Annotated in this window: 12 protein-coding genes; 7 read left to right on the forward strand and 5 right to left on the reverse strand. The window is 72.9% G+C overall.

Going from position 1 to position 25,412, the window contains the following annotated elements:
* Positions 1-3: 3 nt before the first annotated feature.
* Both WMF20_RS43430 and WMF20_RS43435 read right to left on the reverse strand, forming a co-directional pair.
* Entirely contained in the window at positions 4-1,083 is a 1,080-nt protein-coding gene (locus tag WMF20_RS43430) for an ABC transporter ATP-binding protein (protein ID WP_437607604.1), read from the reverse strand.
* Between the two features lie 37 nt (positions 1,084-1,120).
* The gene (locus WMF20_RS43435) at positions 1,121-3,136 is read right to left on the reverse strand and encodes an alpha-amylase family glycosyl hydrolase (protein ID WP_437607606.1); all 2,016 of its coding nucleotides are present in this window, start codon (positions 3,134-3,136) and stop codon (positions 1,121-1,123) included.
* A gap of 576 nt (positions 3,137-3,712) precedes the next feature.
* Here WMF20_RS43435 and WMF20_RS43440 point away from each other — a divergent pair.
* The 4 genes from WMF20_RS43440 to WMF20_RS43455 all read left to right on the forward strand — a co-directional run bounded on the left by WMF20_RS43440 (position 3,713) and on the right by WMF20_RS43455 (position 14,794).
* On the forward strand, positions 3,713-7,246 hold the full coding sequence (locus tag WMF20_RS43440; RefSeq protein ID WP_437607608.1) for an AAA-like domain-containing protein: 3,534 nt from the start codon (positions 3,713-3,715) through the stop codon (positions 7,244-7,246).
* Between the two features lie 239 nt (positions 7,247-7,485).
* On the forward strand, positions 7,486-11,112 hold the full coding sequence (locus WMF20_RS43445; RefSeq protein WP_437607610.1) for a protein kinase domain-containing protein: 3,627 nt from the start codon (positions 7,486-7,488) through the stop codon (positions 11,110-11,112).
* Positions 11,109-14,177, forward strand: a complete 3,069-nt coding sequence (locus WMF20_RS43450) for a hypothetical protein (protein ID WP_437607612.1) — start codon at positions 11,109-11,111, stop codon at positions 14,175-14,177. The genes WMF20_RS43445 and WMF20_RS43450 overlap by 4 nt, the downstream gene beginning before the upstream one ends.
* The gene (locus WMF20_RS43455; protein WP_437607614.1) at positions 14,174-14,794 is read left to right on the forward strand and encodes a hypothetical protein; all 621 of its coding nucleotides are present in this window, start codon (positions 14,174-14,176) and stop codon (positions 14,792-14,794) included. The genes WMF20_RS43450 and WMF20_RS43455 overlap by 4 nt, the downstream gene beginning before the upstream one ends.
* Positions 14,795-14,868: 74 nt before the next feature.
* Here the strand turns inward: WMF20_RS43455 and WMF20_RS43460 are convergent, their stop codons facing one another.
* Positions 14,869-16,392 carry an MFS transporter gene (locus WMF20_RS43460; RefSeq protein WP_437607616.1) on the reverse strand — a complete coding sequence of 508 codons (1,524 nt, stop codon included), beginning with the start codon at positions 16,390-16,392 and terminating at the stop codon, positions 14,869-14,871.
* Positions 16,393-17,035: 643 nt separating this feature from the next.
* Between WMF20_RS43460 and WMF20_RS43465 the strand changes: the two genes are divergently transcribed.
* Positions 17,036-18,148 (forward strand): tyrosine recombinase XerC, encoded by a 1,113-nt coding sequence (locus WMF20_RS43465; RefSeq protein ID WP_437607618.1) that lies wholly within the window; start codon positions 17,036-17,038, stop codon positions 18,146-18,148.
* A complete protein-coding gene (locus WMF20_RS43470) occupies positions 18,145-20,448 on the forward strand; it encodes a sulfatase-like hydrolase/transferase (protein ID WP_437607620.1) in 2,304 nt (767 codons plus the stop codon). The genes WMF20_RS43465 and WMF20_RS43470 overlap by 4 nt, the downstream gene beginning before the upstream one ends.
* A 501-nt stretch (positions 20,449-20,949) precedes the next feature.
* Here the strand turns inward: WMF20_RS43470 and WMF20_RS43475 are convergent.
* The gene (locus WMF20_RS43475) at positions 20,950-23,193 is read right to left on the reverse strand and encodes a M12 family metallopeptidase (RefSeq protein ID WP_437607622.1); all 2,244 of its coding nucleotides are present in this window, start codon (positions 23,191-23,193) and stop codon (positions 20,950-20,952) included.
* A 576-nt stretch (positions 23,194-23,769) separates the two neighbouring features.
* Here WMF20_RS43475 and WMF20_RS43480 point away from each other — a divergent pair.
* A complete protein-coding gene (locus WMF20_RS43480) occupies positions 23,770-23,964 on the forward strand; it encodes a hypothetical protein (protein ID WP_437607624.1) in 195 nt (64 codons plus the stop codon).
* Between the two features lie 19 nt (positions 23,965-23,983).
* On the opposite strand, the gene WMF20_RS43485 is transcribed toward WMF20_RS43480, so the two are convergent.
* Positions 23,984-25,153, reverse strand: coding sequence for a formylglycine-generating enzyme family protein (locus WMF20_RS43485; RefSeq protein WP_437607626.1), 1,170 nt, complete (start codon positions 25,151-25,153; stop codon positions 23,984-23,986).
* Between the last annotated feature and the right edge of the window lie 259 nt (positions 25,154-25,412).

Consider the following 25,412-nt stretch of genomic DNA (forward strand, 5'->3'; position numbering starts at 1 on the left):
GCCTCACGCCTCCCGCAGGGTCAGCCCCGAGTCGGCGTCGAACAGGTGCACGTTGCGGAGCGCGAGCGTCACGGTGTCCCCCTTCGCCACGCGCGCCGAGGGGTCGAGGCGCGCCACGAACGGCGCCCCCGCGACCGTGCCGTGGGCGTACGACTCGGCCCCGAGCGCCTCGACGATCGCCACCTGGAACGGGGCGCCGCCCTCGCCCGAGGCGAGATCCACCTCGTGCGGGCGCACGCCGATCATCACCCGCCGGCCGGACGAGAGCGCGCCCGGGAACTCGGCCGCGTCGACCTCGACCGAGAGCTCGCCCTGGGCCGCGACCCAGCGGCCGCCGCGGTTCTCCACGCGCGCCTCGACGAAGTTCATCGCCGGGCTGCCGAGGAAGCTCGCCACGAACTGGGTGCGCGGCCGGGCGAACACCTCGAGCGGCGGCCCCGACTGCTCGACGACGCCCTTGTTGAGCACGAAGATCTCGTCGGCGAGCGTCATGGCCTCGACCTGGTCGTGGGTGACGTAGACGCTGGTGGCGCCGAGCCGGTCGTGCAGCTTGCGGATGTCGACCCGCACCTGCGCGCGCAGCGCCGCGTCGAGGTTCGACAGCGGCTCGTCGAACAGGAAGAGCTGCGCCCGCCGCACGATGGCCCTGCCCATGGCGACGCGCTGCCGCTGGCCGCCGGACAGCGCCCGGGGGTGCCGGTCGAGGAGCGGGCCGAGCCCGAGCATCTCCGACGCCTCCTTCACGCGCGCCTCGATCTCGGCCGGCGGCGTCTTCCGGAGCTTCAGGCCGAACGCGAGGTTGTCGCGCACCGTGAGGTGCGGGTAGAGGGCGTACGACTGGAACACCATGGCGATGTCGCGATCGCGCGGCTCCAGCCGGGTGACGTCGCGCCCGCCGAGCGCGATCGTGCCCTCGTCGGCCTCCTCGAGGCCGGCGAGCAGCCGGAGCAGGGTCGACTTGCCGCAGCCGCTCGGGCCGACGAGGACGGCGAACGAGCCGTCGGGCACGTCGACGGAGATGCCGCGCAGCACGTGCGTCTGGCCGAATCGCTTGTTGAGTCCGCGCACTTTGACAGAGGCCATAATCAAGGTTCTCGGAGGGGAGGAGGGCTCGTGGGGATCAAAGACCCTGGATGACCTGGTCTTCCGGGATGAGCAGCGCCCCGCTCACGGGGGGCAGCTCGACGCTGACGGCGCCGTTCGCGCCCACGGTATACGTCGTTTTCCCGGGAGAGAGCACGTCGACGAGCACGGTCCCCGGCCGGAGCTCCGTCGTCATGACCGCCCCCCCGAAGCGCGTGGCGCTGCGCTTCGCGGGGTGCGTGTTGAGCACGACGAGCGCGTAGTCGCCGTCCGGCTCGCCCCGCTCGAAGGCGAAGATCCCCGCGTCCTCGTCCTCGTCGCCGGTCCGCTCCGTCGACCAGCGCACCCTCTGCTCGCCGACCGTGAGCGCCCGGTAGCCCCGGCGCAGCGCCGTGAGCCGCTTGACCCACTGGAAGAGCGGACGCTGGGTGTCGTAGCCGCTCGCCCAGAGGTCCTCGCGGTTCGCCGGGTCGCCGCCGCCGCTGAAGCCCTGCTCGGTGCCGTAGTAGAGGCAGGGGATGCCGTCCTCGGTGAAGAGGAACAGGAGCGCGTTCCTGAGCGCCGCCTCGGGATCGGCCTTGAACGGCGAGACGCCCGGGCCGTCGTAGAGGAAGCGCGGGACATCGTGGTTGTCGATGAAGTTGACCAGCGTCTTCACCGGCGGCAGGCCCGTGCCGTTCGCGTTCGGCTCCGTGCCGTAGTTGGCCTCCCGCGCCGCCCAGAGCTCCTCGATCCGCCGCGTGTCCTGCGCGTCGCGGAAGACGTCGCGGAAAGCCTGGTAGTACTGGGAGAAATAGAAGACGCCGTCGAGCGAGTCCCCCGTGACCGGCGCGGCGCCCGGACAGCCCCCCTCCGCCTCGCTCGCGTTCTCGCGCTCCAGATCGCCGCCGAGCGCCGCGTCGTGCGGGTGGGCCGGGACGTCGTGCCGCGTGAAGCTGCCGATGAGATCGTCCCTGCCGTCGAGGACCTCGCCGAACATGAAGAAGTTGGTCTTGCCCTTCTCCTTCAGCCGCAGCCGGACGTTCTGCGCGAAATAGCGCCAGAACTCGTGCTCGACGTGCTTCACCGTGTCGATGCGGAACCCGTCGACGTCGGTGAGCTCGACCCAGCGCACGAACACGTCGACCATCGTCCGCTTCACGTCGCAGCGGGCGGTGTCGATGTCCTTGAGCCCGCCCGGGAAATCGCCGTGCACGAGCTGATCGATATCGTCGAAATCGAAGGCGCGGCCCTTGCGATTGTAAACCTCGGGACTCTGGAAGAGCGCGGGCTTGGGCGGGAGGTGGTTTGTCGCGGGATCGTGACGGAAGACGATCGGCGCCGGGCCCGACGCGCCGAGCCACGTCCGCGCCTGGACGCCGCGGGGGTCGAAATCGGGATCGTATTCGCTCTGGGGATGGGCGCCCTTGCGGCCGCCGTAAACGGCGTCGTCGGGCTGCCCGTTCTGGTTGATGTCGTAAAAGAACAGCTGGCCGACGTGGTTCGTCACGATGTCGAGGATCACCTTCATCCCGCGGCCGTGGGCCGACGCGACGAGCCGGCGCAGCGACGCGAGATCGCCGAAATGGGGGTTCAGCGCGGTGAAGTCCTGCGTCCAGTAGCCGTGGTATCCGTCGAAGCCGGCGTCGGTCTCGACGTTCTTGACGATCGGCGAGATCCAGAGCGCGGTGACGCCGAGCTCCTCGAGGTAGGGCAGCCGGTCCTCGAGCCCCTTCCAGTCGCCGCCGTGCCAGCTGCCGAGCCCGGAGGAGACCCGGTAGTTGTTGCTCGCGTCGCCGTCGGCGAAGCGGTCTATCAGCACCTGATAGATGATCTCCTCCCGCCAGTCGCTCACGTGCGCCGCGAGCGCGGCCTCCTGCGCGAGCGCGGCCTCCTGCGCGAGCCCGTCGTCGCGCTGCATGCACCCCGCCGCGGGGAGCGCGAGGAGGACCGCCCCGGCCGCCCGGCAGAGGGCCGCCCCGCGCGACGAGGCGGCCGCGGCCTCGCCGGGCAGCTCGGGCCGGGCGGCCGCCGGCGCAAGGGCCGCCTCTGCAGTCGACGGCAGACTCTGCATGTCTCCGGAAGGAGCTTCAGGAGTATCGGGCAAAGCCGTAGTCTCCGCAGGAATCTGCTGAGCCGCAGAGCGCCATGCGAAGCCGAGCGGCGACAGGGCCGCCAGCGCGGCCACGACGCCATGCTCCCTCGCCTTCAACGCCCCTCGCACGGCGCGAACGCTACACCAGCCTGAGTGGGCCGGTCCACGATTTCTGGACGTGGCAAGTGGGTTTCGAGGCGCAGCGCAACGGTCGCATACGCGATCGCCGCACGGCGAAGGAAGGGAGGAGCGGAGGCGCGCGGCCGCGGCCGCGCCGCGCGACGCGGCGCCGACAGAAGCCGGCGGCCGCGCGCGAGCGCGCGAGCGCGCGCGCTCCAGCCCTGCTCCAGCCCTGCTCCAGCCCTGCTCCAGCCCTGCTCCAGCCCTGCTCCAGCCCTGCTCCAGCCCTGCTCCAGCCCCTCCCCCGGCCCTCCCCGCGTGACGCTCTCGTGAAGTTCACGCGCCGTTGCGAGACCCGTTGTTCCACCGCGGACGCTAGCGACGCGGGATGTCGTTCCGTTGACGGTCACGGCGCTGCATGGCACCGTCTGATTCGTGACCTTCTCGGCGCCTCCCGACCTCGATCAGGCGAAGGCCAGCGCCGGTGATCACAGGCGCCGGTTCCAGGCGGGCGGGACCGTGGGCGACGGCGCCATCTATATCGAGCGCTCCGCGGACACGGAGCTCTTCGAGGCGCTGCTCGGCGGTGAGCTCTGCTATGTGCTGTCGACCCGGCAGATCGGCAAGTCCAGCCTGCGACTCCGGGTCTCGATGCGGCTCCGCGCCGAGCAGCTCGAGTGCGCGAGCGTCGACCTCGGGGCGCTCGGCACCGACACCGCCACGCCGGTGGGCTGGTACCTCGGGATCGCGTCCGAGATCGCCGAGCAGCTCGGCCTGGAGCCGCCGGACGAGTTCTGGGACGCGCACTGGCACCTCGGGCCGGTGCACTGCTGGCTGCGCTGGCTCGAGGACGTCGTGCTCGTGGAGATCTCCTCCGGGATCGTCCTGTTCATCGACGAGGTCGACGCCACCCTGTCTCTGCCGTTCTCGCGGGACGACTTCTTCGCGGCCATCCGCGCCTTCGTGAACCGGCGCGCGGAGCGCCCGGCCAACGCCCGGCTGACCTTCTGCCTGCTCGGGGTGGCGGCGCCGTCGGAGCTCGTCTCGGATCCGACGCGGACGCCGTTCAACATCGGCCGCGCGATCCGGCTCGACGACTTCACCCGCGCCGAGGTGCGGGGGTTCCGCGCCGGCCTGGACGGGCTCGTGGCCGACCCCGACGCGGCGCTCGACGCGATCTTCGCGTGGACCTCGGGGCACCCCTACATGACCCAGCGGCTCTGCGCGGATCTCGTCGGAGAGCGGCGCGGCCTCAGCGTCGACGAGGCCGTGGAGCGGCGCTTCCTGGGCCAGGGGCGGGCCGAGGACCCGAACCTGCGCTACGCGGAGCGGTGCCTCGAGCCGCACGGGCCCCACCTCGCCCACGCGCCGAAGCTCCTCCGGCTGTACACGCGGCTGCTCGACGGCCACCCGGTGCCGGCGGACAGCGGCGATCCGATCCAGCTCTTGCTGCGGCTCTCGGGGCTCTGCGCCGAGCGGGCGACGGCCGCGGGCGCGCCGTGCCTCGACGTGCGAAACCGCATCTTCCGCCGCGCCTTCGACCGGACGTGGGCCGGGTCGCGCGAGGTGGAGCGCGCCGTCACGGAGCCGCTCCTGCGCTGGCTCTCGAACGGGCGGAAGGACGACTTCCTCGTGGGCGGCGCGGCGCTCGCGGAGCTCACGTCGTGGTGCGACGGGCGGGGCGACCTCTCGGCCGAGGAGCGGGCGTTCTTGACCGCCTGCGCGCGGGCCGAGGGCCAGCGGCGGTCGATGCGGCGGCTCCTCACCGTGCTCGCCGTCGCCGTCACGCTGCTCGGCGGCATGGTCCTCGTGCTCCTCTGGCAGATGGGCAAGGAGGAGCAGGCGCTCGTCCGGGCGCAGCAGGAGGCGCGCGAGAAGGACGCCCGGCGGCTCGCGGCCCAGTCGGCGAAGGATCTGTCCGACGGCCTGCTGCAGCGCGCGCGCCTCCTCGCCGTGGAGGCGGGCCTCGCCGCCACGGCGAGCGGCCGCCCCGCGGCCGCCACCGTGGTGCAGGCGCTCGGCGACGCCGTCCGGGGCGCCGCCGTCGGCCAGGAGGTGCTCGCCGGCCACGGCGGCGCGGTCCACGACGCGGCCTTCAGCCCCGACGGCCGCTTCGTGGCCACCGCCTCGGCCGACGGGGCCGCGCGGCTCTTCCGCCTCGGCGCGCGCGACGCGCCGGTCCTGCTGCGCGCCCACGACCCCGGCGGGGTCGTCGCCGTCGCCTTCAACCACGACGGCAGCCGCGTGGCGACCGCATCGACCGACGGCACGGTGCGCCTGTGGCGCCCGGACGGCCGCGAGGACGGGGCGCTCCACACGCGGGACGCCGCGCCGTCCAGCGTGGCGTTCAGCCCGGACGGCAGCCTCGTCGTCGCGGGGACCACGAACGGCGCGATCTACGTGTGGCGCCCCGGCATGGGGGACGAGCCGCCGCTCGTCGTCCCGCTGGGCGAGCGGCTCATCCGGCGCGCGGTCTTCGACCACGACGGCACCTGGATCCTCGTCACGGCCATCAGCGGGACGGTCTACGTCGTCCGCGCCGACGGGCACGGCGCCCCCGAAGCGCTGAAGGGGCTCGGGCAGGGCGTCGAGGGCGCGAGCTACAGCCCCGTGGACGACCGCATCGCCCTCGCCGCGGGCGACGGGACGGCGCGCATCCTCGGGCCCGGCCGCCGCGAGCCCATCGTCCTCCGCGGGCACCAGGGCTCCGTGCGCAGCGCCGCCTTCAGCGCCGACGGCACGGCGGTCGTCACGGCGTCCGCGGACGGGACGGCCCGCATCTTCCGCTGCGACGGCAAGGGCGCGCCGACGGTCCTCGTGGGCCACGAGGGGGCGGTGAACAGCGCCGCCTTCAGCCGCGACGGCGCGAGCGTCGTCACCGCCTCGGAGGACGGCACCGCGCGGGTGTGGCGCCTCGAGGCGCCCGGCGAGCCGCTGCTCCTCCACGGCCACACAGGGCCGCTGACCAGCATCGCCGTGAGCCACGACGGCAGCAAGATCGCTACCGCAGGGACGGACAAAACGGTTCGCATCTTCCGCGCCGACGGCTCGGGCGAACCCGTCGTGCTGCGCGGGCACGAGGACCACCTGCTCAGCGTCGACTTCAGCCCCGACGGCAGCCGCCTGGTCACCGGCTCGGCCGATCGGACGGCGCGGGTGTGGCGCACCGACGGCAAGGGCGCGCCCGTCGTGCTCGGCGCCCACGACGATCGGGTGGTGGGCGTCGCGTTCAGCCCGGACGGCACCAGGATCGTCACGACCTCGTGGAACGGCATCCTGCGCGTGTTCGAGGACGGGGTCCCGGGCGAGCCGGTCGTGCTGCGCGACGAGCGCGCGGGGCTGCTCAAGGCGGCGTTCAGCCCGGACGGCAAGAGCATCGTGGCGACGTCGGGGCCCAACGTGAAGGTGTGGCCCGCGGACGGCCGCGGGGCGCCGCGCGTCCTCGCGTCGGGGTACGAGGACCGCGCGATCGCGGCGCTGGCGGTGAGCCCGGACGGGAGCCGCATCGCGATCGCGGCCCTCGACGACGCCGTGCGGCTGCTCCGCGCCGACGGCGAGGGCCAGCCGCTCGTCCTGAGCGGCCTTGGCACCTCCGTCCGGACCGTGTCGTTCAGCAGCGACAGCGCGCGCGTGGTGGCCGTGTCGAGCGACGGCATCGCGCGGGTGCTCCCCGTCGACGGGCAGGGCGAGCCGATCACGCTCCGGGCCGAGGGGGTCACGCTGACGGACGCGGTGTTCAGCCCCGACGCCACCCGCGTCGTGACCGCCGCCAACGACGGCGCGGCGCGCGTGTTCACGATCGCGGCCGAGCCGCTGATGACCCGCGCGTGCGCCTACGCCGGGCGCAATTTCACGCGCGAGGAGTGGGCGCTGCTCATGCCCGACATCGCCTACCGCGCCACCTGCCCCGAGTGGCCGGGCGCGCCCGAGCCGGACGCCGGCGCCGCGCCGCGCCCGAGCGTGCGCTGAAGCGGCGATCGTCGGTCGCTGTCCGGCGCTGTCCGGCGTCGGCCCATAGCGTCCGTCGTGGGTCGCGCGCGTGCGTCACACGCAGCCTCGCTGCCACTTTGCGAACGCCTCTCCCACCTTTGTTCGGTGGGGGCGGATGACCTTGTCCTGGTTCGCGCTTCACCGGGAACGATGTATGCTCGGCCTGGTTTACTCGCCCTCTGCCGCGCACGGCGCGGCCCCTGTCCGCCGCCCGGTCTATGGCCCCGCTCGACCCGCACGCCGAGGAGCCGAACCTCGTAGATACCGCCGCTGCGCGGATCGGGACGGCCCTGAACGCCAAGTGGCGGCTCGACGATCTGCTCGGCGTCGGCGGCATGGGCGCGGTGTTCGCGGCGACCCACCGCCGGGGCTCGCGCGCCGCGGTGAAGGTCCTTCACATCGAGTTCGCTCGCAACGCCGAGCTGCGCGACCGCTTCCTGCGCGAGGGCAAGATCGCGAACCGGGTCGACCACCCCGCGCGCGTGGCCGTGATCGAGGACGACCTCAGCGATCGCGGGGAGCCGTTCCTCGTCATGGAGCTGCTCGCGGGCACCACCCTCCAGCGGCTCGCGAGCAACCACGGCGGCACCCTGCCCCTCGCGCAGGTGCTGCCCGTGTTCGACGTCGTGCTCGACCTGCTCGACAAGTGCCACTCCATCGGCATCGTCCACCGCGACATCAAGCCGGCGAACATCTTCGTCACGAGCGCCGGCCACGTGAAGGTCCTCGATTTCGGCATCGCCCGGATGCGCGACCCCGAGCGGCAGGCGACGCGCGCGGGGCTCACGTTCGGCACGCCGGCGTTCATGTCGCCCGAGCAGGCGATGGGGGTGTCCGGCATCGACGGCCGGTCGGATCTCTGGTCGGTCGGCGCGTGCCTGTTCACCCTGCTGTCGGGCAAGCGGCTCAACCGCGGCCGGAGCGAGTCCGAGTCGTATTTCCTCGCGGCGACGCAGACCGCGCCGTCGATCGCGACCGAGGTCCCCGACCTGCCGGTCGAGATCGTCGCGTTCGTCGACAAGGCGCTCGCGTTCGAGCGCGGGAGCCGCTTCCAGAGCGCCGGCGCGATGCGCGCCGAGCTCCGCCGGCTGACCGCCGCGAACGCCGCCGGCCAGCTGACCCCCTCGCGCGAGAAGAAGGCGCCGCGCGTGCTCGTCCGCGGCAACGACGCCATCGACGAGGACCAGGAGCCGCAGCCTTCGTCCCTCGTCGAGCAGACCTGCCAGCGGCTCGTCGGCGTCTGGAAGCAGCTCGCGCTGGTGCTCAGCAACATCCGCCAGTACGGGTGGAACCACCCGCATGTGAACAAGGGGATCCACTTCGCGTTCGACGAGATCACGCGCACGCTGGCGCAGAACCCGCTCGGCGTCCGCTGGGAGGTCACCCCGAACGCGTTCACCTCGGGCGGCCAGCCGATCTGGCTGCCCGACAGGCCGCCGTTCGATCGCATCCCTTACCAGCTCTTCGCCGACGGCGTCCGGAAGATCCAGATCAAGGCCGGCATCACCGAGGGCGAGCTCCGCGACTTCGCCGCCATCCTGCTCCGCGACCAGAGCTTCGGCATCGGCGAGGACGACGACGCGGTGACGGCGCTCTGGGACCGCCGCTTCGAGCACATCGCCTACATGGCGATCGATCAGTTCGCCGAGGGCGACGCCGACCCCGAGGATTTCGAGGAGCATTGCCGCGAGATCGCGATCGGGGCGCGCGCGCTCGCGCAGATCGAGAGCCTCTGGGACGAGAGCTCGCTCGCGGGCAGGGCGCTCCAGCGGAACGTCGAGGCCGCGCTCGCCGAGACGGGCGCGGCGGCCTCGGCGCTCGCCGTCGACCCGCTCACCCGCAGCACCCTCGGCGCCCAGATCGCGCTGCCGTCGGAGCAGTGGACCGAGCGGTACATGGAGGCGTTCGTCGACGGCTACGTCGACGCCGTGAGGCACGGCGACGCCGATCGCATGACCGGGGCGCTCACCGCGTGGACCGCCGACCAGATCGTCCTGCACAGCTACGAGCTCGCCTTCGAGGTGCAGACGATGCTCCGGCGCGCGTTCTCCACGCGGCTCGAGGGCGTCCAGCGCGGCGCGGCCGTCGCGGCGAGCAGCCGGCAGCTCGCCGCGACGCCGCAGCTCTCGCCGCGCGCGATCGACCGGGCGCTCGCGCAGTCGATGTTCCCGGTCGAGGCGCTGAAGGCGATCCTCGACGACCTCGCGACGACCCACCCGGAGGAGCCGGCGACGACCGGCGCCGTCACGCTGGCGCCGGCGGCCCCCCGCGCCGGCGCCAGCCTCGGCGTCGCGGCGACCGCCGGCGCGGCCCACGGCGCGTCCGCGGCCGCCGGCGCCAGCGTCGCCGCGCAGCCCGGCGCGGGGCGGGGCGCGGCGCAGCCCGGCGTGGGGCGGGGCGCGGCGCAGCCCGGCGCGGGGCGGGGCGCGGCGCAGCCCGGCGCGGGCCGGAGCCTCGTGCCGCTCGACCCGGCGATCGTCGAGGGGCTGGCCCACGCGCTCGACGCGCTCGAGGACGGCGCGCTCTTCAGCGCGGCGTGCCAGTGCCACGGCGCCGCGCAGTCCGAGCGCCTGCGCGAGGTCCTGTTCGCGTACATGCGGCGGTGGGCGCCGGGCCGGGAGGCCGAGCTCGGCGACCTGCTCTCGCGCGCGCCGGCCCCCCTCGCCCTCACGACCGTCCAGCTGCTCGCGCAGCTCAAGACGCCCGAGGCGCTCGCCGCGCTGGAGGCCGGCTTCGCGAGCCCGCACGTCGAGGTGCGCATCAGCGCGCTCGCCGAGCTCCCCGACGCCGCGGGCAGCGACGGCGCGAACGGCCCGGGCTCCGCCGCCGAGCGCGTCCGGGAGGAGCTCCAGAAGCTGCTCGACGATCCGGCGCCGCCGGTGCGCCGCGAGGCGCTGCGCCTCATCGGCAAGCTCGGCGTCCTCGCCGCGGGCCCGACGCTCGTGCGGCGGATCATCGCGCCGTCGTTCCACGACCTGCCGGGTTCGGAGCGGCGGCAGTGGCTCGAGACCGTCGCGCAGCTGAACCCCGCGCGGGCCGAGAAGCTCGCGATCGAGCTGCTCGAGAAGCGCCAGCTCATCCCGTCCGAGGCGATCGAGCAGACCCGCGAGCTGGCCGCGCATTTCCTCTGCCAGGCGCGGAGCTACGAGGCGCTCCGCGCGGTCAAGGAGGCCACCAAGCCGCGCTGGTGGAACACCCCGCCGGTGCGCGACGCCGCCGCCCGCGCCGCGGTCGCGATCGCCGCGCGCCTCGTCGCGCCGACCCGCCCGAGCGAGCGCCCGCCGGTGCAGGCGTCGCTGCCGTCGCCGCCCGTCCCCGAGGCGAGCGCGCCGCCCTCCCGCGCCGCGCGCTCGTACTCGCCGGTCTCGGTCCGGCGCGTGAGCCCGGGCGTCCCGCTCAGCCTTCCAGACCAGCTCGAGCCGTGGAGCACCCCGCGCCCGAGCTCCGTCGGCCCGCACAGCAGCGGCGACGCCGGCCGGCCCGCCTACCGGCCGCCGATGGTCTCGCCGGTGCCCTCCTCGACCAGCGCCGCCTCGGCGCCCCCCAACTCGGTGCCGTTCAGCCGGCGCGGCCCGCCGCCGTCCTCCGCCGCCGCGGCGTCCACCCCGACCGCCGCGCCGCCCCCGATGCCGCCGTCCATGCCGCGCCCGGCGGTGCCGCCGCGGTCCCCCGCCCCGCCGTCAGGCGCCGGCGCCCCGCCGTACAGCGTGCGGCAGGGCCCCGCGTCGTTCCCGCTCGGCCCGTCGGCCCGGCCGGCGCCGGCGATCGAGCCCGCGCCGATGAGCGCGGTGCCGTCGACGAAGCCGGCGCCGTCGCCGTCGCCCCGGGGCGGGAGGAAGCCGTGAGCGAGGAGAAGGCCAACCTCCACGAGAGCACCGGCGACATGGCGATCTCGGGCGTGAAGGCCGACGGGCGGCGCCGCGCGGCGCTCGGCCTGGTGCAGATGATCTACCGGCTCGCGAAGGCGTGCCTCCTGCACAGCGACTCGAACCAGGCGGTGCTGTCGCTCGTCCCGTCGGCGATCGACAGCATCGTCCAGTTCTGCGAGCTGTCGGGGAGCGAGGCCGCGACGCTGGTGTTCGCGGGCAACACGCTCTTCATCAACGGCCAGATGCTCCGCGCCTCGCGCGAGACGTACGAGGTCGCCCTGGAGCTCGGCAGCTTCTTCGAGGCCTGCGACGTCTCGGAGCTGGTGCTCGACAAGACGGTCCGCCGCGCCGAGCTCGCCGCCTTCGCCCGGCTCCTCGCCGACGCGCAGCGCGACCGCGGCATCGCCGCGCGGCTGCTCCAGTCGAGCCTGCGCGGCGTCCGGGTCCGCAAGCTCACGAACCCGTTCCCCGCCGGGGCCATCGAGGGCGACGGCACCCGCATCGGCCGCATCAGCCGCACCTACGCCGCGGCGATCCTCGTGATGCGCGGGTTCTACGCGGCCCTGCGCTCGTCCGAGCCGACGCTGCCGCAGCGGGTGAAGCGGGTCGCGCAGAAGCTCGTCGCCGCGGCCGAGGAGGACGCGCGCCTCTTGCTCTCGGTCGCCGCGGGCAAGGTCGCCGACCCGGACGAGGCGGGCCTCTGCGTGTCCACGGCGATCGTCGCGCTGGGGATCGCGCGCCAGCTCACGACGGACCGGCGGATGCTCGGGAGCCTCGTCACGGCGGCGCTCCTCTACGACGTCGGCAGGCTGCGGCTCACGGGGGCGCTCGCGGGCTCGGCCGGCGACGAGGAGCTGGCCGGCCGCTCGCTGCTCGAGCGCAGCCTGAGCGACGACGAGAAGGAGCGGCTGCCCTCGAGCGCGGCGGTCATGCTGACCACGCTCGGCAAGCTGCACGCGCCGTCGATCACGCGCACGGTGATCGCCTACGAGGCGCTGGCGCTGCGGCCCGGTGGCCGGCAGGGCCCGCTCTACGGCGGCCGGCGCAGCCCCACGGTGCTCGCGCGGATCCTCGCGGCCGCCCGCCAGTTCACCGAGCTCCGGGCCGCGCCGTTCCCGTCGCTCGAGGGGGCGTCGGGCGGCGGCGCGTCGCTCGACGCCGTGCTCCAGCGCATGGTCTCGGGCGCCGAGAGCGCGACCGACCGGGCGATCGGCAAGCTCCTCGTCGGCGCGCTCGGCATCATCCCGACGGGGACGTTCGTGCAGCTGAGCACCGGCGAGCTCGGGGTCGTCCTCGCGACGCCGTCGTCGCCCGCGCATTTCGCGCAGCCGCCGGTGCGCATCCTGTTCGACGAGCAGGGTCACCTCGTCAGCGCGCCGTTCGACGTCGATCTGTCGCTGCGGGCGCCGGGCGCGGAGCCGTGCTTCATCGTCCGGCCCGTCGAGGTGGAGCCGCACCACGACCGGGCGATCCGCGCCGCGTTCGGCTTCCGCTCCGGGCGGGGCGCTGCGGGCGTGGAGTCGCGCGGGGCCGGGGCCGCGCCGCTCCTCTTCGGCGACGAGGTCCCGGCGACCGAGCCGGGCGACACGCTCGCGCCGCGCGCGGTGCGGCCGGCGGAGGAGGGCGCGCGCTCGTCGCAGGGGCGCAAGGACGCCGCGTGGCTCGGCCGGCCGCTCGCTGGCTCGGCGCAGGCCGCGTCGTCGCCGACCAGCGTGCAGCCCCGGCAGCCTGCGTCGGCGGATCGCCCGGCGTCGGCCGAGCGGGGTCGCGACGAGAACCTCATCTCGACGCAGCCGCCTCCCTCGACGGCGGCGGCGCGCGCGGCCATGGCGGTCCCGCCGCCGCCGCGGCTGCCGCGGGACTCGCGGCCGTTCGGGCAGGTCGCGTCGACGAGGTACTCCGTACCGGTGCCCGAGCCGACGCGCCCGTCGCGGCGGCTCGAGCGCCGGGAGGACGCGCCCTCGCGAGATCCGGGCGTGGGCCAGCTGCCGACGATCGGCCCGCCGGCCGGGTTTCCGATATCGCGGAGGTCGGCCGATCTGCGGCTCGGCCCGCCGTCGCGCCGGTCGGATTCCCGAGTGGATCCGGAGGATTGGGACTGGGACGACGAGCTGCCGACCATCGATCCGCCGCCCCCGCCGCCGCCGCCGACGTCGCGGAGCCCCTCCTTCCCGCCCGAGCCCATGCCCAGCGTCGCGCCCGAGCGCGCGCCCAGCGTCGCGCCGAGCAACGCGCCGGGCCGCGCGCCGAGCAACGCGCCGGGCCGCGCGCCCAGCAACGCGCCGGGCCGCGCGCCCAGCAACGCGCCGAGCCGCGCGCCCAGCAACGCGCCGAGCCGCGCGCCCAGCAACGCGCCGAGCCGCGCGCCCAGCAACGCGCCGAGCCGCGCGCCGAGCAACGCGCCGGGCCGCGCGTCCAGCCACGCGCTGGAGCGCACGTCCAGCCATGCGCTGGAGCGCGCGTCGAGCCACACGCTCGACCGTGCGCCCGGGTACACCTCGGACCGCGCGTCGAGCCACACGCTCGACCGCGCGCCCGGGTACGCGCCCGACCGTCCGTCCAGCCATGCGCTGGATCGTGCTGCTCCCAGCTACGCGCCGGAGCCTGTCCCGACCGAGCGGAACGCGCCGCGGAGGTTCTCCAGCAGCGCCAGCTCCGTCCCGAGCCTGGAGGAGGCGGACCTGACCTGGACCGACGAGCTGCCGACGCTCGACCCTCCGCCGCCGCCGAGCACGGAGGAGCTGGAGCGCGATCGGCTGCTCGCGGCCTACCTGGCCGAGCGCACGCCGTTCCCGCAGGCGGGGCTGCTCGAGGGGAGCGCGGCGTCCGGGGGGCCGCCGGGGCCGGCCGAGCCGGAGGCGAGCGGCCCGTGGCGCGGCGGCGCGACGACCCAGCCTGCGGCGCCCGACTCGCGCGCGGCGCCGCCGGTCAGCTCGAGCTCCTTCGGCACCACGAGGCGCCCGCCGCGCGCGCCCATCCCCCGGGAGGAGCCGGAGGACGACGAGGGCCTTCCGCCGGCGCCGGACCGGCGGGATCGATGACGGCCTCGCGCGCTGCGACGAGGCGGGCGCTCGCGGCGCTGCTGCTCGTCGCGCCGGCGTGCGGCGACGACGAGCAGCCTCCTCCGCCGATCGTCGAGGACATGTGCAAGCTCGGATACCTGGGCGAGGAGGGCGCGCCCATCCAGATCGAGGTCATCGCGCTCGACTCGAGCGGCGTATCGCGCCCGGTGAGCGACGGTGACGCGGTCGACATCATCATGCCGCCGCAGGGTGGGCGGGTGGTCTTCCTGGGCGTCCGCGCGACGAACCTGGGCGCGTGCGGCGTCCAGCTCTCCGGCGCGCTGCGCGACCCCGGGTCCGGGCGGGTGATGTCCGAGTCGAGGACGGTCAACCTGAAGCCGACCGGCGACGGCTGGGGCGCGAGCGTCGACGTCGACATCTCGACGTTCGCGAACGTGGGCGTCTGTCCGAACAACTGGTCGAGCCTCGACATCTTCGATCAGGACTACGAGATCGTGGTGCAGGTGAAGGACAGGGAGGGCCGGACGGCGAGCCACACGAGGCAGGTCCGGCCGGCGTGCAACGAGCCCGAGTTCGAGGTCGAGTGCCGCTGCATCTGCAAGCACGGGTACATCCTCGGCGAGGCGTGCGAGTAGGCCGTCGCGCTGCGAATCCAGCGGTGGAGTGAGCGGTCTGAAAGAGGGCCGCGCAGCAGCTCGGCAGACAGAGCCTACACGTCGAGATCCTTCCACCGCTTCGATCGCTGGGAGAAGAGCAGCATCCCCACGAGCGACGCGACCCCGACCGCCGCGAACGAGTACCAGATCTCGTACGGTCGATAGGTGTCCCAGAGCAGGCGCGTGGCCTGGGTCGCGTCGATCTGCAGCACGTCCTGGAGCCTCCGAAAGGCCTCCTGGCGCGACACCCCGAGGAGCTCCGGGAGCGACGCCACGTCGCCGTTCCAGGCCTTCCCCTTGGCGACGTCGGTCTTCTCGGCCAGGTAGCGCAGGGCCAGCGTGGCCTTCTCGCCGCGCGTGCCATACAGGATCCCCGCCATCTGCGCGCCGATCGCCGGGCCGATCGCCGCCGGGATGTTGATGTAGCCGAGGTAGAGCGCCTTCTTCCCCTTCGGCGCGATGAGCGCGAAATACTCGCTCTTCTTCGGGCCGGTCAGCATCTCGCCGAGGGAGAAGAGCAGGATGCCCGCGAAGAGGACGTAGAGCGACGTCGTGGTCCCGGAGACGATGATGCCAAAGGTGGCGACGAGGATGCCCAGCGTCATCGCCGAGAGCACCTTCATCCTCGCCACCAGGTACGAGAACGGCACGAGGAAGAGGACGATGCACACCGCGTTCAGGTTGAGCACGTTCTCCTGCTTCAGCTGGACCCCGCGCGGGTCCTTGACGTCGAGCCACGAGGCCGGGAGCCAGGGGTTGTTCTGCACGAACGAGGTGCTGCTGATCCAGTCCGTGTAGAAGTTCGGCATCAGGTCCCAGAGCTGGTACATCATCAGCCAGAACCCCGAGAGCAGCAGGATCACGGTGATGAGCCGCGCGTCCCAGATGTTCTTGATCGTGTCCTTGAAGACCTTCCACGCATCGGCGGTCTTGTCGGCGCCGGAGTCGACCTCCCGGTAGGTGAAGAGCATCAGGAAATTCAGGGAGATGATGCCGGCGCAGCCGTAGAACACCCACGGCCAGCCGTTGCCGTGGAGATAGCCGGCGAGCGGCGGGCCGACGGCCGCGCCCACGTTCACGAGCCAGTAGAAGAGCCCCCAGCCGACCGACGAGTTCGATTTATCCATCGACTGGGCGAGCGTGCCCTGGATCCCGGGCTTGAAGAGGGCCGTGCCCGTCGCGAGGACGACCACGCCGAGCAGAAAGCCGGTGAAGCTCCGCTGCGTCGCCATCAGCAGATAGCCGATGATCTTCAGCCAGACCGTGACGAAGATGGTGCGCTTGTAGCCGTACCGGTCCGCGTAACCGCCGGTGATCATCGGGAGCAGCGACTGGATGAGGGCCCAGACCATGTAAATGGTGCCCTTGTCCTGCTGGCTGAAGTGGAGCCCCCCAGGCTCGTCGGCCTGGGCGATGTAGATGGGCATGACGACGCGCACGCCGTAGTAAGCGAGCCGCTCCCACATTTCCATGATGCAGCCCATCCAGAAGGAGCGCGGCAGGCTCCTCATGGTCTGAGCAAAGGAGAGCTTCGGCGGGACCTCGGTGGCCGGCTCGCTCACGACTGCATTCGTCATTTCATACTCCTCACGCCACCCGCGCGTCGTCGCCAGCGCGCCCGCCCTCGTACCACACCGAAAGCAGCGCACATATCGGGATCACGAGCGCGATCCGCGGACATCCGTCGCCGGCGGCAGCCGAGCTGCCCAGGAGAGGGGCGCACGAGGGCGGAAGACGGGAAGAACCTCGGCCTTTCCTCTTCATCTTTCCCGTCAGCTCCGGAATCCGGCCGGCAGCCCGCCACGGGCAACGCCGATTGAGCGGCGCCCGCGCGCAAACGCGCAGCCGTCGATCTTCGCGCAGCGAAACAGGCCCATGTCCACCGCGCCGCAGCGAAACAGCCCGTGTTCGACGCGCGGTTCGGTAACGCAAGCCACGAATCGACAGCGACGATCACCGGGCAGCCTGAACAGCAGGGACGCTCGCCGGACGCGTCCGCGCACCCCGTGGGCCGTACGCCGCGCAGGTCGCGGCGAGCGGCGCTCCGGCCCTGCGCAGCGCGCGCCGCGACCTCCACGGTGCCCGAGTCGGGGAGCCGCCGCCTCCACCCGGCCGGCGGGTCGCCTCCCGGCGCGCCCGCGCGGCGGGAGCCCGGCGACCCAGCGGGCCGCCGGCGAGTCTTTGCCTGCCGGCGCGTCCTGGTGGTAGGGCAAACCGGTGATGCACGTGCGGCGAGGCGGCGATCGATCCGGCGAGACCACGCTGGAGCAGGCGATCGCGCGCTTCCTCACCTATCTCACGGCCGAGCGGCGGGCGTCGCGCCACACCGTGGCCGCGTACCGGCGCGATCTCGAGCAGCTCGCGCGCTTCGCCCGCGAGAAGGCGGCCGCGAACGCCGACCACCGTTCCACGGCGACGCGCGCCAAGGCGACCCGCGCCAAGGTCCCGGCCGCCGGCAAGGTCCCGGCCGCCGGCAAGGCCCCGGCCGCGGGCGAGGACACGGGCGCGGTGGAGGACACGGCCGTGACCGGCCTCGACGTGCTCCTCCTGCGCAGCTGGCTGGGCTCGCTCGCGCGCACCCACGCCCCCGCCTCGATCGCGCGCAAGGTGGGCGCCGCCCGCGCCCTGCTCCGCTACCTCGAGCGGCGCGGCGAGGTCGACAAGAACGCGGCCGCCCAGCTCGCCCTGCCCAAGGTCCGGCGCCCCCTGCCGACCTTCCTCGACGTCGACGCCGCCGCCGAGGTCATGGAGATCCCCGGCGCCGACACGGCCGAGGGGCTCCGCGACCGCGCCATCCTGGAGACCCTCTACGGCGCCGGCCTGCGCGTCTCCGAGCTCTGCGGGCTCGACCTCGCCCACGTCGACCGGCGGCCCGCCGACAGGGCCTCGGTGCGCGTCATCGGCAAGGGCGACAAGGAGCGGATCGTCCCGCTGGGCTCCCACGCCGTCGCCGCCATCGAGCGCTACCTCGAGCGGCGCGACGAGCTCGCCGACCCGACCACCGGCGCCCGCGACCCGCGCGCGCTCTTCCTGTCCCGCCGCGGCGCGCGCATCGGCGTGCGCCGCGTCCAGGCCCTCGTCCAGCGCTACGGCGCGCTCGGCGCCGGCCGGTCCGACCTGCACCCGCACGCGCTCCGGCACACGTGCGCGACCCACCTGCTCGACGGCGGCGCCGACCTCCGCGCCATCCAGAAGCTGCTCGGGCACGCGTCGCTCGCCACCACGCAGCGGTACACGCACGTGTCGATCGACCACCTGCTCAAGGTCTACGACGCCGCCCACCCCATGGCGCGGAGCGCCCACCCCATGGCGCGGAAGCGGAGCCCGGCGTGAAGCGCACCCCCAGCTCACCGGGGCCCGCGGTCCCGACGCTGGCCCGCGCGTGGGCAGGGCGGCTCGCCAGGAGCGCCCTCGGCGCCAGCGTCCTCGGCGTCGTGGCCGCGTCGCTCGACGCCGGCTGGGCCGCGGCCTTCGCCGGCGACGACCCCGCCTTCCAGCTCGCGACCTACCTCGCCGACATCGGCGTGTTCGCGCCGGTCGCGCTCGCCGTCGGCCTGCTCGCCGGCCTCGGCGCGATCGTGGTCGACCCGTCGCGCCCGCCGTCGCCGGCCACGCTCGTCGCCTCGCTCCGCGTGCGGGCGATCGGCCGGCCCGCCGACATCGCGGCGTTCGTGCCGCTCGCGGTGCTCGCGGCCTTCCTCTGGATGACCCTGTGCGCGCACCTCGCCCGCGCGCTGCTCGGGCTCGAGGCCGCGCCCCTGCTCGTCGGCACCGCCGTCGCCGCGGGCTCGCTCGGCCTCGGCCTCATCGCGGGGCTCGCCGTCCTCGCCCTGACGCCGCCGCTCCGGCGCGCGCTCGCCACCGCGAGCGACGGGCGCCCGGCCTGCGTCGACCCGGCGGTCACGGGCGGCGTCGCGCTCGGGATCGCCGCGGCCCTGTTCGCGATCGGCGTCGCCACGGGCGGCGTCTCCGGCGAGGGCGGCTTCCTCGGCATCTACGGCATCTTCAAGCGCCCCGAGCTCGACCTGCGCGCGCCGGCGCTCCTGCTCGTGGTCGCGCTCGCCGCCTTCCTCGCGCCGGCCGCCGTCCGGACGGTGCGCTCCCCGGTCGCGCTCCTCGTCGCTCTCCTGCCGCTCGCGCTCACCGCGCGCGCGGCCACGGCGCTCAACGCGGCGCCGGCGGTGGGCCAGGCGCTCGAGCGCGGCGCGCCCGTGGGCGGCAAGAGCCTCGCGGTCCTGCGCCGCCTCACCGACCGCGACGGCGACCGCGCGTCCGGGCTGTTCGGCGGCGGCGACTGCGACGATCGCGACCCGCGCGTCCACCCGCTGGCCGAGGAGATCCTCGACAACGGCGTCGACGACGACTGCTCCGGCGGCGACCTGACCGCCGCGGCGCTGGCCGCGCTCGCCCCGGCCCCGACGGCGGCCGCGCCCGCCGAAGCGCCCGCGGCGCGCCTGCCTCCGGACCTGAACGTCGTCCTCATCACGATCGACACGCTCCGCTGGGACCTCGGCTACGCGGGCAACGCGCGGCCCGTGTCGCCGAACCTCGACGCGCTCGCGGCCCGCTCCACGGTGTTCGAGCGCGCGTACGCGCTCGCGTCCTACACGGGCAAGAGCATCGGCCCGATGCTCATCGGCAAGTACGGGAGCGAGACCCACAGAAACTGGGGTCATTTCAACAAGTTCGGCGAGGAGGACACGTTCGTCGCGGAGCGCCTGAAGGCGGCGGGGGTGCGCACGATGAGCGCGCACGGGCACCGCTATTTCGGCAGCTTCGGCGGGCTCGACCGCGGGTTCGACGTGGTGGACATGTCCGCGGCGCCGCCCGAGGGCGCGCCGTGGGACGTCGACAACAAGGCGACGAGCCCCGCGCTGACCGACGCCGCGCTGCGGCTGCTCGGGTCGCCCGAGAACACGGGCGGGCGCTTCTTCCTGTGGGTCCACTACCTCGATCCGCACGCCGACTACCTCCGGCACGACGACGTGCCGGGCTTCGGCGCGTCGTCGCAGCGGGACCTGTACGACGGCGAGGTGGCCTTCACGGACAAGCACATCGGCCGGCTGCTCGACGCGATCGCTGCGGCGCCGTACGGCGGGCGCACGGCGATCGTGGTGACGAGCGATCACGGCGAGGCGTTCGGCGAGCACAAGATGTTCCGCCACGGCTTCGAGCTCTGGGAGGAGCTCGTGCGCGTGCCGCTGCTCGTCCATGTGCCGGGCGCGGCGCCGTCGCGCGTCTCGGCGCGGCGGAGCCTGGTCGACCTCGCGCCGACGCTGCTCGACCTGATGCGGGTCCCCGGGCCGGGCGAGGGCGCGCCCACGACCGACTTCCTGTCGGGCGTGTCGCTCCTGCCCGACGTGTTCCTCGCGCCCGGCGGTCAGGCCGCGGCGCGCGACGTGCTGATCGACATGCCGGCCGGGCCTTACAACGACGCGCGGCGGTCGTTCATCCGCGGCGACCTGAAGCTGACGATCTCGGGCGGCGCCCGGTTCGAGCTGTACGACCTGGCGGACGACCCGGAGGAGCGGAAGAACCTCTGGGGGACGCCGGCGGCGAAGGAGATCGAGCCGCACTACGCGGCGGCGCGGGCGCGCCTCCGCGAGATCCAGGTCACCGGCGCGCGGAAGTGACCGCACCGGCGCAAGCGGCTGGTGCAGCTCGCGCTCGTGATCGCGATGGCGGATGGCGAGGTGAGAGCGGCAGAGAGGCCAAGACGAGCCGGCCGGATCACGATCGACACGATGGCTTCGCGCTCGGAGATGTCGGCGGCGACCCGCCGGCGCCTACCGCACGGCCACGCGAGCACATCGTCCAAAGAGACGCGGCGGAGGAGGGAAGCCCAGTCGATGCGTGCGTAGACGGGCAGGACGATGCCGTCGCCGAGGCTCGTGCGCGCGCTCGCCGGAGGGTCCCAGGTCGCCGCGGGAGGTGGCGCCGTGATGTCGTTGGTGCAGGTCGGTGGCGCCGTCGCGCTCGTCTTCGTGCGCGGTGCAGCCTGGTCGAGGAGCACCCTTCCGCTTCGGTCGCGGTCCTCTGGCGAGAAGCGGCCTCGCGGCTCGCGGATGACGGGGACGATCCATCAACCGCGTCGCGAGGCCGCGTGTGTCAGACCTTACGGCCAGCGCATGTCATCAGTACTTGTCTTTGCCCTCGAGCCCAACGGTGTTCTTGCCGAAGAAGAGGCTGATGCCCCGGCCTTGCGACCCTGGGCTGCCGACCACCACGTCGGGGATGTGCCCGGCCGGGTTGTTCTTGAAATCATCGCTGGTCACGAGGCTGTCGCCGAGGCCGTTGATGCTGCCTGCGGCGAGCGCGTAGCCGAAGTTGCTGTTGGCTTTGTTGGTCTCGTCCGGGATGTTGCTCTGCCGCAAGAACTGGAACGGCTGGAGGCTGACGCCCGAGCGGCGGAAGACCGAGATGCTCCCCTCATCGCTGTTCTCCCCGGGGGCGCCGATCATGAGCTCGTCGTGCGGCGTCGACGGGTCCACGTTGGCCACCGCCAGCGCGAAGCCGAATTCGTCGCCCGCCTCGGGCGTCTCGTTCTGCTGGATCGTCTGCGAGCGGTAGAAGGCATGCGGATCGCTCGCGAACGCCTGTTGCTGGTAGATGTACACCTCGCCGGCGCTGCTCCGCGTCTTCGGCGCGCCGATGACGATGTTGATGCCATCGTCGCCGGTGGTCGGGTCTCCGCGGAGATTGCCGATGGCGAGCGACGCGCCGAAGGCGCGCGTGTCGGTGGTGGGGGCGGCCAGACTTTGCGAGAGGCTGACCATCGGCGCCGATGCGGAGCTGAACACGCCCGGGGGGTTGGCGAAGAAGATATCGACCTTGCCGCGATCGGTGTTGGCGGCGGGCGAGCCGACGACGAGATCGACCCTGGCGCTCGTCTCGAGGCTTCCCATGGCGAGCGCGCTGCCGAACTTGTCTCCGACGGCCGATCCTGCGATTTTGTGCGTCCAGCGCCGAGACGTGTCGCCCTGCTGGCCGTACAAGAACACGGCCCCGCGGTTCGAGTCCGTGCCCGGCGCGCCGATGGCCACGGTCAGGCCCCAGTCCGGCTCGGGGTTGCCCGCCGAGTCGAGCGGCCTGGCGATGCGGCCCAGAGCGACGGACTCGCCGAACCGGGCGTTGGCGCGCACGACGTCGGCGCCTTGGGTCTTCTGGGTGTACGTGCGCCAGGCTTTCAGCTTGCCGAACCCATCGGAGCGCACCACGGCGACCGCTCCCGAGTCCACAACGCCATCGGTGTCATGGTAAGGCGCACCGATGACGAGCTCCGCCGTGTTCATGCTGTCACCGTCGATGTTCGCCGCAGCCAGCGACCACCCGAAGAGATCGAATGACGTGGAGCTCCAGCCGACGTCGGCCTGGGTGATGGTCTGCCAGGCATAAAGTCCCCGGCTCGTGCCCTTGTAGATACGGACTTCGCCCGTGTATGAGACGCTTCCCGGTGTCCTGCTCGGCACGCCGACCGCGACGTCGGAGTAGCCGTCGCCGTCGAAATCGCCGACGGCGACCGACGCACCCACGGTGTCCGTGACGAGCGCCGCGTCAAACGGCTTGGAGTACATGTAGTAAATTGAATTGACGTCCTCGCGAGACATTATGCCGCCGCCGAAGATCGGAGCACCGTTCTTCCTCGTCACCGTGGCGCAAAGGGTGCCGCCGGAGGGGTTCGGTATCGTGCACGAGCTCGGCGCATTGCTGGCGCACCACGTCCCCGTGGTGTAATGCATGATGCTCTCGAAATCGTAGACGCCCGACGTGATGGAGTCGTCGTTGCCGATGATGGCGTAGTCTGGGTACCAGTGGTCTCCGTCGATGCACGCGCCGCGGACGGTGACGTACGTGTTGCGATCCACGCGCTGCTGCTCGTGGTGCAGGCCGATCGCGTGCAGGACCTCGTGGGTCACGGTAGTCTCGCTCGGCGTGCTGAAGAACGTGACGTCCTGCGAGCCGCCATCCATGCCGACCTCTTCGGAGCTACCCCCAGTGCTGCCGGTATCTCGGCGGAAGTTGATGTAGTTGTACACGCCCCCTGGATCCGTCCACGGAAGGAAGACGATGGGCAATCGCTTGCTCATCTTGTCGAGGGCGGCCAGCACCGCAGTTTTCGCGGGGCTGTCCATGCTGGAGTCGAAGCGATAGAAGACCTTGCCTTCATACCAGAATCGATCGCCACCGATGCGCACGAGCGCCTCGCTCGAGCTTCCGATCGGATCGAGGGTCGACGACTCGTCGGCTTCGCTCTCGTCGTACGCGACATCCGCGGCACACGCGGGCGCCATGCATGCGGCGACGATGAGCGGCAAGGCGGTGAACGCGCGATTGGCTTTGAGCATGGATAAGTCCTTTTCGATGAAGTGAAATGGCAATGGCAGGTTCGACCTGCCGCTCGCGTGATCTCGGGCGCTTGATGCACGGCGCGAGGTGTCTAAGCAGGCGCGTGAGCGTCCTGTCGACCGTCTCGCGGGTGATGCGAGGACGTACAATCAAACGCCGTGCCAACGCTTCCGTCGGAGGTGCGCGGAGATCCGGCGCTTCGCGCCGACGGTCGCCAAGCGAGATGTTCATGGTCCGCCCGAGGGACCGTGGGCCGCGATGCAACTGCGCTTTGAGCGCGGATTCGTGGGCAGCGCGCACACGCCAGCGTCGCTGCGCGCCGCAGCAGCGTGTCGGCGAGCTTTGTGTGCCACAGCACACTAATGGCGCCGAGCTTCCTCCGTTACGAGAGGGGAGTCGTCACGCTGATCCGTGACTTGTCACGGTCGCATGGCACGCCGATCCGTGACATGTCACGGTGGGTCGTCACGGGGCCGCAGGGGCGGCGGGCGCTCTGGAGGGCGGCGTCGAGCACGCGCAGAGCTGGCCATCGGTGCGACACCGCACCACCGCGCACGAGAGGCGGGCCAGAGGGGCCAGCGTCTGCCGCCCGGGTGTTGACTCGACTCATGTACCGACGTGGCTTTTGCGCGACCTGCGGCGCCCTTGCGCTCGCGACGCTCTACATCATCGGCTGCGGTCTGGTCGGCTACTGCGCCGGCGCCGTGTCCGCGCGCACGCGGGCGCTCACCGGCGTGTACCGGACGAGCGGCGCGATGATGGTCGGCATGGGGGTCAAGCTCGCCTTCGAGCGGCGCGCCTGAGCGCTCCACATCTGCTCTCTCACTCCGCAGGTGGCGGGGTCCTCGCGCACCGGACCCCGAACCCGGATTCGCGACCCGGGCTTCGGTAGACACCGGTCCACGCCGCCCGCTGGAATACCTCGCTCTGCTGATAGTTCCCGCCGTGGGTTATCAGGTAAGCGCCCGTCGACGGCCTCTCCAGAATGGCACAGTCGACGCACGGAACCGGGAGCTCGCCCGACCAGTCCCGCGTGAATTCCGCCAGGCCTCCGCTGAGATCCTGGTGTCCCCATCGCCCCGCTCCCGCCGGCTTCGATCCGACAGGGAGGATGTCGCTCAACGCGCACTCGCGCGCGGGGCTCCCATCCCCGAGGCAGTCGTAGCTCGCGTAGCTCGGATCCAGCCCCTGGCCCCACGGGTATTCCCGCTCCTCGTCGCCGCCGACGGCCGCATAGATCAGCTCCGCGGTCGTGGGGAGACGCCCCCCGTCCCACACGCAGAACGCGAATGCCTCTGGCCACGTGATGCAGTTCATCGGCAGGTCCTCGTTGGGCCCGACCGCATCGGTCCACGTCGCCTGCGCAGACTCCACGCCAGACTCCGAACCGCAGCGGAGCGCGGCCTTGAGCGCCGCGGTGTCCTCTTTGAACCAGCCGTTCCAGTCGGCAGACCAGCCGCTCCCCGGGATCTTCGGGTGCTGCCCCGCGTCGACCTCGGGTGCGCTCGCCCGCGTCCCCTGTCCCGCCTCGACGAACGCGCGAAACCGCCCCACCGTCACCTCATACGTGTCCAGGAGAAAGCTGCTCACCGTTCTCTGCCGGACCGTGCCGCCCGGAACAAACCTGCTGTCGCAGCAGCTGATGCGCTCGTCTCCACACAGCGCCTCCATCGCCAGCTCTCCTGAGCCGCAGCTCCGAGGTGCAGCCAGCGTCCCGACGCCCGCACCGCCCGTGCCGGCCCCACCTCCTCCCGTGGCGTCCACGCCGGCCCCACCACCGCCCGTCGCATCCACGCCGGCCCCACCGCCTCCCGTCGCATCCGCGCCGGCGCCGCCTCCGCCGCCCGTATCTGCCCCGCCGGCGCCGCCTCCGCCCTTGCCGGGAGGGTCGTGTCCCGGATCGGCGCCGCAGGCAGCTGCGCAACCGCCGGCGAGGACGACCGCGACGCTCACCTCGACCCACGTGCCTCGTCCACGGCGCTTGCGCCTCATGTTCCGCTGCCTCCCGCCGGCCCTCCCATCGTTGCGCCACCGTCGGTGCAACCTTCGCCGGGTAAAGGCAAGATCCCGTACGAGCAGACGCGGCGTCAAGTCGCGCTCATGGCAAGCACGTTATCGTCTCCGGGACGCGGAGCGCCTCGCCGTGCAGCTCGCGATCCGCTCCACAGCACCTTCTCCGTGCGTCCCGCGGCTCCGTGTCGTCGCATTGACTGGCCAGAGGCGCGCACGGCAGCCCTCAGCGAGGCGCGGT

This window comes from Sorangium sp. So ce834 (assembly GCF_051521425.1).
Classification (GTDB): domain Bacteria; phylum Myxococcota_A; class Polyangia; order Polyangiales; family Polyangiaceae; genus Sorangium; species Sorangium cellulosum_D.

Excerpts from the sequence above, each read along its gene's own strand:
- WMF20_RS43445 (WP_437607610.1), top strand. The coding sequence starts at position 7,486 with ATGGCCCCGCTCGACCCGCACGCCGAGGAGCCGAACCTCGTAGATACC.
- WMF20_RS43455 (WP_437607614.1), top strand. The coding sequence starts at position 14,174 with ATGACGGCCTCGCGCGCTGCGACGAGGCGGGCGCTCGCGGCGCTGCTG.
- WMF20_RS43460 (WP_437607616.1), bottom strand. The coding sequence starts at position 16,392 with ATGACGAATGCAGTCGTGAGCGAGCCGGCCACCGAGGTCCCGCCGAAG.
- WMF20_RS43465 (WP_437607618.1), top strand. The coding sequence starts at position 17,036 with ATGCACGTGCGGCGAGGCGGCGATCGATCCGGCGAGACCACGCTGGAG.
- WMF20_RS43430 (WP_437607604.1), bottom strand. The coding sequence starts at position 1,083 with ATGGCCTCTGTCAAAGTGCGCGGACTCAACAAGCGATTCGGCCAGACG.
- WMF20_RS43480 (WP_437607624.1), top strand. The coding sequence starts at position 23,770 with ATGTACCGACGTGGCTTTTGCGCGACCTGCGGCGCCCTTGCGCTCGCG.
- WMF20_RS43435 (WP_437607606.1), bottom strand. The coding sequence starts at position 3,136 with ATGCAGAGTCTGCCGTCGACTGCAGAGGCGGCCCTTGCGCCGGCGGCC.
- WMF20_RS43485 (WP_437607626.1), bottom strand. The coding sequence starts at position 25,153 with ATGAGGCGCAAGCGCCGTGGACGAGGCACGTGGGTCGAGGTGAGCGTC.